Source organism: Mesorhizobium sp. M4A.F.Ca.ET.022.05.2.1, from assembly GCF_003998845.1.
In the GTDB taxonomy this organism is placed as follows: domain Bacteria; phylum Pseudomonadota; class Alphaproteobacteria; order Rhizobiales; family Rhizobiaceae; genus Mesorhizobium.
On sequence record NZ_RZOJ01000248.1, the window covers coordinates 1 to 9,116 of the forward strand.

The window sequence follows — 9,116 nt, forward strand, 5'->3', positions numbered from 1 at the left end:
TCAAGGACGACAACAAGGAAGTGACCGACATCCTGATCGACCTGATCCGCCGCGAGACCCACAGCTTCTCGATGAGCTTTGCCCATACGCTGGTCGGGCAGCTTTCGACCAGCGTCGGCCTGATCAACAATCCGCAGCGCTCTGCCGGGTTCAAGGTGCTGAAGGCGCCTGACGTGCCTTCAGTGCTGGTCGAGCTGGGCTATCTCTCCAACGCCAAGGACGAAGCGCAACTGCTCAGCGCCGACTGGCGCGGCAAGGCCGCGCAGAGCATAACCAACGCCGTCGCGCTGTTCGCATCAGCCAAGGCCGGAACGGGGACCGGAGGCTGAGGTGGCTGCCGCCTGCAACCAGAGGCGGCGTTGCACGGCGACAACACCCGGCGCTATAATTTCCCGAGAGGGAAGCCGAAAACCCGGTGCTGCCGTATTTTGTCCACATGGTGGCGACATGGGTTTTCCATTGCGGATTGGGACCGTCCCGGAAGCTTGCGCCAAAGGCGGCTTCGTTTAGGAAATTCCCGAACCACGGACTGGAGCGGGCATGATTCGTCTCATCGGCTATTTCTTCGGCATCGGAACGACGCTGGCCCTTATCGTGGCCGCCGGCGTGGCGATCTACATCAGCCATCTGGCGAAGGATCTGCCCGACTACGAGGTGCTGGCCAAATACGAGCCGCCGGTGACGACGCGCATCCATGCGTCGGATGGCTCGCTGATGGCTGAATATGCGCGCGAGCGCCGTCTCTATCTGCCGATCCAGGCGGTCCCGGATCGTGTGAAGGCCGCCTTCCTCTCGGCCGAGGACAAGAATTTCTACAACCATCCCGGCATTGACGTGACCGGCCTCGGCCGCGCCATCATCGTCAACCTGCAGAATTTTGGGTCGGGCAGACGCCAGGTCGGTGCCTCGACGATCACCCAGCAGGTGGCGAAGAACTTCCTGCTCACCTCGGACCAGACCTACGAGCGCAAGATCAAGGAGATGATCCTGGCCTTTCGCATCGAGCAGGCCTACTCGAAGGACCGCATCCTCGAGCTCTATCTCAACGAGATTTTCTTCGGCTTCGGCGCCTATGGCGTGGCCGGCGCGGCGCTGACCTATTTCGACAAGTCGGTCAACGAGCTCACGGTGGCAGAGGCGGCCTATCTCGCCTCGCTGCCGAAAGGCCCCAACAACTATCACCCCTTCAAGCATGCCGACCGCGCGCTGGAGCGCCGCAACTGGGTGATCGACCAGATGGTCGAGAACGGCTATGTGACGCGCGAGGAAGGCGACAAGGCCAAGGCCGAGCCGCTTGGCGTGACGCCACGCCGCAACGGCTCATACCTGTTCGCAGGCGAGTATTTCACCGAGGAAGTGCGCCGCCAGATCATCGCCCGCTACGGCGAGAATGCGCTCTACGAGGGCGGTCTTTCGGTGCGCACGACGCTTGACCCGAAGATACAGCTCATTGCCCGCAAGGCGATGCAGAACGGGTTGCTGAAGTACGACACACTGCGCGGCTATCGCGGACCAGTGACCCACATCGACGTTTCCGGCGACTGGGGCGTGCCGCTCGGCAACGTCAAGGGTCTGGAGGACGTGCCCGAGTGGGCGCTTGCCGTGGTGCTTGACAGTTCCGACACCGGCCTCTCCATCGGCCTGCAACCGGCGCGTCAGGTCTCGGGCGACATCGTCAAGGAGCGCGTCGAAGGCACCGTCAGCAAGGACGACATGGGATTTGCCATGCGTCACATCGTTGACGGCAAGAGCGTCAAGGCAAAATCGCCGGCGGACGTGCTGCAGCCCGGCGATGTCGTCTTCGTGCAGAAGAACGAAGGTTCGGACAGCGCCTACAGCCTGCGTCAGGTCCCGGAAGTGGAAGGCGGCCTGGTCGCCATGGATCCGCACACCGGTCGCGTACTCGCCATGGTGGGCGGCTTCTCCTATGCGCAATCGGAGTTCAATCGGGCGACCCAGGCGATGCGTCAGCCGGGCTCCTCATTCAAGCCGATCGTCTATTCGGCCGCGCTCGACAATGGCTACACGCCGGCCTCGGTGATCATGGACGGCCCGATCACCATCCAGAGCGGCAACACGACATGGACGCCGAAGAATTATGACGGCACCGCTGCCGGTCCGGCGACATTGCGTTCCGGCATCGAAAAGTCGCGCAACCTGATGACGGTGCGGCTCGCCAACGACATGGGCATGAAGCTGGTTGTCGAATATGCCGAGCGCTTTGGCGTCTATGACCATCTTGCACCCTACCTGCCGATGGCACTCGGCTCCGGCGAGACGACGGTGATGCGCATGGTGTCGGCCTATTCGATCATGGCCAATGGCGGCAAGTCGATCAAACCCTCGCTGATAGACCGCATCCAGGATCGCTATGGCAAGACCGTGTTCAAGCAGGACGAGCGCGGCTGCGAAGGCTGCAACGCCGCTGAGTGGAAGAACCAGACTGAGCCGGAGCTGGTGGACAATTCCGAGCAGGTGCTCGATCCGATGACCGCCTACCAGATCACCTCGATGATGGAAGGCGTCGTACAGCGCGGCACCGGCGCCACCATCGCCGAACTCGGGCGTCACATCGCCGGCAAGACCGGCACGACGAATGACGAGAAGGATGCCTGGTTCATCGGCTATACGCCGAACCTGGTTGTCGGCCTCTATATGGGCTTCGACACGCCAAAGGGTCTCGGCAAGGGCGCGACCGGTGGCGGCCTCGCGGCGCCCATCTTCAAGGACTTCATGCGCGTGGCGCTGGACGGCACGCCCAATGTCGACTTCCAGGTTCCGGAAGGCATGAAGCTCATCGCCATCAACCGCAAGACCGGCATGAAGGCAGCCGAAGGCGAGGCGGGCACGATCATCGAAGCTTTCAAGCCAGGCACCGGCCCGGCCGACAGCTATTGGGTGATCGGCATGGGAGCCGACGGTTCGAACGGCGCCGGCGGCGCGCTGTCGCCGCAAGCCACGCAGGCCATCCAGGATGGCGGCGGCGGACTTTACTGACGTCTGCGAGGCTACGGAATGGCCGGCTGATCACAGCCGGCCATTATTGCTTTACAGGCGGCGGTGCCGTGCCTATGTATCGCGCCTATCCCAGACAAGAACCAGACAACAGGACAGAACTGGCAGCCATGCGCGCGGAAACGCAGAACATCGTCGACGAGATCAGGCAGGCGATAACCCTGCTGAGGAGGCATCTTTGACTGGGACCAGGCCATCAAGCGGCTTGAGTACCTGAACGTCCGCGCCGAGGATTCCAGCCTCTGGAACGAGCCGCTGGAAGCGCAGAAGCTGATGCGGGAGCGCCAGGAATTGGAGGACGGTATCGCCGCCGTCAAGGGCCTGACGCAGGCGCTGGAAGACAATATCGGCCTGATCGAGCTTGGCGAGGAAGAGGGCGACGAAGGCGTCGTGGCCGAGGCCGAAGCGGCGTTGCGCTCGATGCAGGGCGAAGCCAAGGCCCGCCAGGTCGAGACGTTGCTGTCGGGAGAGGCCGACGCCAATGACACCTATCTCGAAATCCATGCCGGTGCCGGTGGCACCGAGAGCCAGGACTGGGCCTCGATGCTTTTGCGCATGTACACGCGCTGGGCGGAGCGCCGCCGTTTCAAGGTCGAAGTGCTGGAAGTGCATGACGGCGAAGAGGCGGGCATCAAGTCGGCCACGGTGCTGATCAAGGGCCACAATGCCTATGGCTGGCTGAAGACCGAATCCGGCGTCCACCGGCTGGTGCGCATCTCGCCCTACGACAGCAATGCGCGGCGCCACACCTCCTTCGCCAGCGTCTGGGTCTATCCGGTCATCGACGATACGATCGAGATCGCCGTTTCCGAATCGGATGTCCGCATCGACACCTACCGTTCGTCGGGATCGGGCGGCCAGCACGTCAACACCACCGATTCGGCGGTCCGCATCACCCATCTGGCGACCGGCATAGCGGTCGCCTGCCAGGCCGAGCGTTCGCAGCACAAGAATCGGGCCAAGGCCTGGGAGATGCTGCGCTCGCGCCTCTACGAAGAAGAGCTGAAGAAGCGCGAGGCGGTGGCCAACGCCACCGAGGCGTCGAAAAGCGACATCGGCTGGGGCCACCAGATCCGTTCCTACGTGCTGCAGCCCTATCAGTTGGTGAAGGATTTGCGCACCGGCGTCGAAAGCACCAGCCCGTCGAGCGTTCTCGACGGCGATCTCGACGAGTTTATGGAAGCCTCGCTGTCGCACCGCATCGAAGGCGGGGCGGGCGAAGCGGTGGCGGACCTCGACTAGGATATGTCCATATTCAGGTGAGGCCGGCCTGACACCTTGGGCACCAGATGAAGGAGGCGCTTGTGACCAAGCTGGGCAAGGCAAATACTCACAGACTTTCCGGAAGGTGCTTTTGCGGCGCCGTCCACTACGAGGTGGCGGACGAATTCGTCTATGCCTTGAACTGCCACTGCTCGAACTGCCAGCGCGCCACCGGGTCGGCTTTCAAGCCCTTCGCCGGCATCGAGCGGGACAAGCTGCGCCTGACCGCCGGCGACGACAGGCTGCTGGTCTTCGGCGATCCGAGCGGCGCTCACGACAAGCACTGCGGGCAGTGCGGCTCGCTGCTTTATTCGGTGGTGCGGGAGGGCGCCTACGTCCACGTCACTATGGGGACGCTGGTGGATACGCCGAGCATCCGCCCGACGGCGCATATCTTCGTCGGTTCCAAGGCGAAATGGTTCACAGTCACCGACGACCTGCCGCAGTATGATGAGCATATTCCCGGTTGAACGGCTGGAACCAGCTTCATCCGAATCCCGTTGTCCGGCAGCAGATCCGCTTCGCTAACGGCTCGTTAACCAAGCCGGCGCACGATTCTGGCTGCAGAGGGTGGCTTGGGGCGGCATTGCCGATGCGGCCGCTTCTTGCGCCGGCCAAGGAATCAGCCCAGCATTCGGGCTGAGGGGATAGAAGCATTTATGGCCGGACGCGGCATATCTGCGACCTGACGATCCGGCCAGTGGGAAGACACGTTCCGGGAACGGGCAAGCGAAGGCTTGGAGCTCGTTTGAAAGGAACGTTCTCATGTTTGCTGCCACAATTCGACAGGCCAAAGCCGTTGAACCGGTTGGCCGCTTCCTGTTTTTCCTGGCCGCGGCGGTCGTAGTGTTGACGGCGCCTGCGCTCGCGCATGACGCCAAGCCTACCGCGGCATTGCCGCAGGGCTGGAGCTATCCGTTCGCGTGCTGCGCCAACTACGATTGCCGCACGACCCACTCGGGCGAAGTCCTGGAGAAGCCGGAGGGCTATGTGATCGCCGGCACGGGCGAGGTGGTGCCGATGACCGACAAGCGCGTCAAGGACAGCCCCGACGGTGAATTCCACTGGTGCGCGCATCAGGCGGGGCTCGATGCCGGCAAGACGATCTGCCTGTTCGTGCCGCCGCGCTCCTATTGAGGCGACGGGCATCCGACCTGCGGGTCAAGGGGCATCGGGCTTTCCCGTTTTGAGAGCGGGCAGGCAAGCCTGCCGTCAGGCGGTTGTCAGGAACGCTTCTTTATGTTGCCTTGCCGTGGAGGCGGCGGAATATGGAGAGGAAATCGTTCATGACCATCAAGGGAAGCTGCCACTGCAAAGAGACAACGTTCGAGGTTTCGGAAGCGCCGCAAACGGTGACGCAATGCACATGCTCCTTCTGCTCGAAACGCGGCTCGCTCTGGGCCTACTATTTGCCCGAGCAATTCAAGCTCACCAGCCCGCCCGAAAACGTCTCGTTCTACCGCTGGGGGTCAAAGACCATAAAGCACGGCTTTTGCGCCACCTGCGGCTGCGGCACCTTCACCGAAACGCCCGACTGGTCGAGCGGTGAGCCGGACTTCGACAACCCGAAGGTCAGCGTGAATTCGCGCCTGTTCGACGATTTTGACCTCGACAAGGTCGAGGTCGTCGTCATCGACGGCAAGAATCTTTGGTAGAGGGCACTGGCCGGAACGTCAGCGCATTGCGGCGACGGAAAAGCTTTGATTGGCATTTTGCCGTTCCGCTTTTCGCCGTATTTCATGCTACAAGACCGCCGGAAGGGCTGATATGGCGCGGCTGCAATGGCCGCGGTTTGGAGAGGGACATTCTCATGAAGAAGACTGTGCTCGTCGTCGTGGCGACGGCTGTATTGGTGAGCGCTTGCACCACCACCGATCCCTACACCGGTGAGCAGAAGGTTTCCAACACGGCGGCCGGCGCCGGCCTTGGCGCGATCGCGGGTGCCGGGCTTGGCCTTTTGGCCGGCGGCAACGACCGCCGCAACGCGCTGATCGGCGCCGGCATCGGCGCGCTCGCCGGCGGCGCAATTGGCGCCACCATGGACCAGAACGAGGCCGAGTTGCGCCGCCAGCTCCAGGGCACCGGCGTCAGCGTCACCCGCACCGGCGACCAGATCATCCTCAACATGCCGTCCGACATCACCTTCAACGTGGACCAGGACGCGGTGAAGCCCGGCTTCTATCCGGTGTTGAATTCGGTGGCGCTGGTGCTGAACAAGTTCCGCCAGACCACGGTCGATGTTTTCGGCCACACCGATTCGACGGGCGGCGACGAACACAATTTCGATCTGTCGCAGCGCCGCGCGCTGGCGGTCGCCAACTATCTGTCGGGGCAAGGCGTCGATTCGCGCCGCTTCGCCGTCACCGGCTTCGGCGAGACCCGTCCGGTCGCGTCCAATGCGACGGCCCAGGGCCGCGCCCAGAACCGCCGTGTCGAGATCCAGCTGTCGCCGCTCACCTGAGCCGCCTGGCATCGAACGTGAAAACGGCCCCCACGGGGGCCGTTTTTGTTTTGAGCCGACATTGGCAGTCTTCAGTTCACCCAGTCATCCTGAAGAATTAGCTAGTTCTAACGGACTGCTTTTCCGGGATCATGGAAAGGAATAGCATCGGAGCGTTCCTGAGGGGACGGGGCGGTACAATCGGCCGCGCAATCAAGAAGTTCGACGCCTCGGTCTTGCACGGCCAGATCAGAATTCTGGGAGGAATGCATGACGAAAACAGCTCGCTTCGGTGTCCTCGCTTTGACGGGTCTCATTGGCGCCTGGCTTGGCGTGGCCACGGCTCAGGCCGAGGATGCCAGCAAGGCCGACATCGAGGCCTTGAAAAAGTCGCTCGCCAAATATGAGGACTACACCGCCGCCATCCGCGACCTCTATCTGTCTACTGTCGGGTGCGTCTACTTCACCGGCGAAAAGATACCCGGCACGATGGACTATCCGAAAGGCGCCATGGGCATCCATTTCGTCAACGTTCCCAGCGTCGGGAAAAAGCTCGATCCGATGCACCCCAATGTGCTGATCTACGAGCCGACCAAGAAAGGCCTGAAACTGGTCGGGGTGGAATGGCTGGTGCCGCTGACGCCGGACGTCAAGGAAGCACCCACGCTATTCGGCCAGAAATTCATGGGACCGATGGAGGGACACTACCCCCTGATTCCGAAGGAGTTCGTCCACTACGATCTTCACGCCTGGTTCAAGGACAATCCGAACGGCGTGTTCAGCCCGACCAACCCGACCGTGAAATGCAGCAAGGCCGAGTTCCCGATGCTGGAGAAGCCGACCAAGATGATGCCCGGGCCGATGTAACGAGCCGCAAGACATGAAAAAGGCGAGCCGCTTGGTCGGCTTGCCTTCTTGAAACGGAAACAGAAAATCAGACCTTGGCGACGATCCGCATGAAGGCGGGCATGTCGTCGCCGAAACCGACGGTGGCGTCGTCTTCTTCCTGGCGGTGGCGGGCAGGGCGGTCGCGTTTCGACTCGCTGCGCTGCTCGTTGCGATCACCCTTGCGTTCGCTGTTTCCGGAACGGATTGCTTCCTTGCGCGCGCGCCGCTCGCCGATATCGGCCACCGTGGCTTCGACTGCGACCGGCTGCTCCTCGGATGCTGCAGCCGGGACCGTGTCTTTGCTGTGCCGGGCCTGGCGCTCGCGTGATTTGCGCTCGCCCCTGTCCTTGCGGTCCTCGTCCTCGCGGCCGGCGCGGCGCGGTGCGCCGCGGCCGCGGCGGGGCGCCTCGTCCTCGCCTTCACTGGCGACCACCGTCGACAGGTCGCCGTCGTGCCATTCGATCCTGGTGCCGATCAGGCGCTCGATGGCGTCTATATATTTGCTGTCCGACTTGGTGGCGATGGTGAAGGATTTGCCCGAGCGGCCAGCGCGGCCGGTGCGGCCGATTCGGTGGACATAATCTTCGGCGTGGATCGGCACGTCATAGTTGAAGACGTGGCTGACATCGGGGATGTCCAGGCCGCGCGCCGCGACGTCCGAGGCGACGAGGTAGCGCAATTTGCCGTCCCGGAAATTGGCCAGCATCTGCATGCGTGCGCGCTGGTCCATGTCGCCATGCAGCGCGCCGGCATCGAAATCATACTTCAGCAGCGAGCGGAACAGCTCGGAGACCTCGACCTTGCGGTTGCAGAAGATGATGGCGTTCTTCAGTTCGGCATCTTCGGCCTTGATCAGGTTGCGCAACGTCTCGCGCTTGTCCCAGGGTTTCGAACCGGACTTCACCAGCCGCTGAGTGATGCTGGTCGCGGTGGAGGCGGCCTTCGAGACCTCGACGCGCACCGGCGCATGCAGGAATTTTTCCGTCAGCTTGGTGATCTCTGGCGGCATCGTCGCCGAGAAGAACAGCGTCTGGCGTGTGAACGGGATCATCTCGCAGATGCGCTCGATGTCGGGGATGAAGCCCATGTCGAGCATACGGTCGGCTTCGTCGATGACGAGGATCTCGACGCCGTTGAGCAGCAGCTTGCCGCGCTCTCGATGGTCTAGCAGGCGGCCGGGCGTCGCGATGAGCACGTCGGCGCCGCGCTCCAGCTTCTTGTCCTGTTCGTCGAAGGAGACGCCGCCGATCAGGAGCGCGATGTTGAGCTTGTGGTTCTTACCGTATTTGACGAAGTTCTCCTCGACCTGCGCGGCAAGCTCGCGCGTGGGCTCAAGGATAAGCGTGCGCGGCATGCGGGCGCGGGCGCGGCCTTTTTCGAGACGGGTCAGCATCGGCAGCACGAACGATGCCGTCTTGCCGGTGCCGGTCTGGGCAATGCCCAGCACATCCTTGCCCAGCAAGGCGTGCGGGATGGCGCCGGCCTGGATCGGCGTCGGCTTGGTGTAGCC

At 62.8% G+C, this 9,116-nt stretch carries 9 protein-coding genes; 8 read left to right on the top strand and 1 reads right to left on the bottom strand.

Annotation, left to right across the window (positions count from 1 at the left end):
- The 8 genes from EN745_RS23140 to EN745_RS23175 form a co-directional block, all read left to right on the top strand.
- A partial coding sequence (locus tag EN745_RS23140) for an N-acetylmuramoyl-L-alanine amidase (RefSeq protein ID WP_189363132.1) occupies positions 1-329 on the top strand: 329 nt, incomplete at its 5' end.
- 211 nt (positions 330-540) lie between these two features.
- Positions 541-2,997: a penicillin-binding protein 1A gene (locus EN745_RS23145; protein WP_127400123.1), complete on the top strand. Its 2,457-nt coding sequence runs from the start codon at positions 541-543 to the stop codon at positions 2,995-2,997.
- A 128-nt stretch (positions 2,998-3,125) separates the two neighbouring features.
- A protein-coding gene (prfB, locus tag EN745_RS23150; RefSeq protein WP_126054381.1) for a peptide chain release factor 2 occupies positions 3,126-4,257 on the top strand; the annotation gives its coding sequence in 2 pieces (ribosomal slippage) (positions 3,126-3,191 and positions 3,193-4,257; 1,131 coding nt in all).
- Positions 4,258-4,319: 62 nt separating this feature from the next.
- Positions 4,320-4,748 (top strand): GFA family protein, encoded by a 429-nt coding sequence (locus tag EN745_RS23155; RefSeq protein ID WP_245487808.1) that lies wholly within the window; start codon positions 4,320-4,322, stop codon positions 4,746-4,748.
- Positions 4,749-5,043: 295 nt separating this feature from the next.
- Positions 5,044-5,415: a hypothetical protein gene (locus EN745_RS23160; protein ID WP_127422354.1), complete on the top strand. Its 372-nt coding sequence runs from the start codon at positions 5,044-5,046 to the stop codon at positions 5,413-5,415.
- Between the two features lie 149 nt (positions 5,416-5,564).
- Positions 5,565-5,933, top strand: coding sequence for a GFA family protein (locus EN745_RS23165; RefSeq protein WP_127422355.1), 369 nt, complete (start codon positions 5,565-5,567; stop codon positions 5,931-5,933).
- Between the two features lie 155 nt (positions 5,934-6,088).
- Positions 6,089-6,739 carry an OmpA family protein gene (locus tag EN745_RS23170; RefSeq protein WP_126054385.1) on the top strand — a complete coding sequence of 217 codons (651 nt, stop codon included), beginning with the start codon at positions 6,089-6,091 and terminating at the stop codon, positions 6,737-6,739.
- Between the two features lie 249 nt (positions 6,740-6,988).
- A complete protein-coding gene (locus EN745_RS23175) occupies positions 6,989-7,585 on the top strand; it encodes a hypothetical protein (protein ID WP_126054386.1) in 597 nt (198 codons plus the stop codon).
- A 67-nt stretch (positions 7,586-7,652) separates the two neighbouring features.
- Here EN745_RS23175 and EN745_RS23180 read toward each other — a convergent pair.
- A partial coding sequence (locus EN745_RS23180; protein WP_145992101.1) for a DEAD/DEAH box helicase occupies positions 7,653-9,116 on the bottom strand: 1,464 nt, incomplete at its 5' end.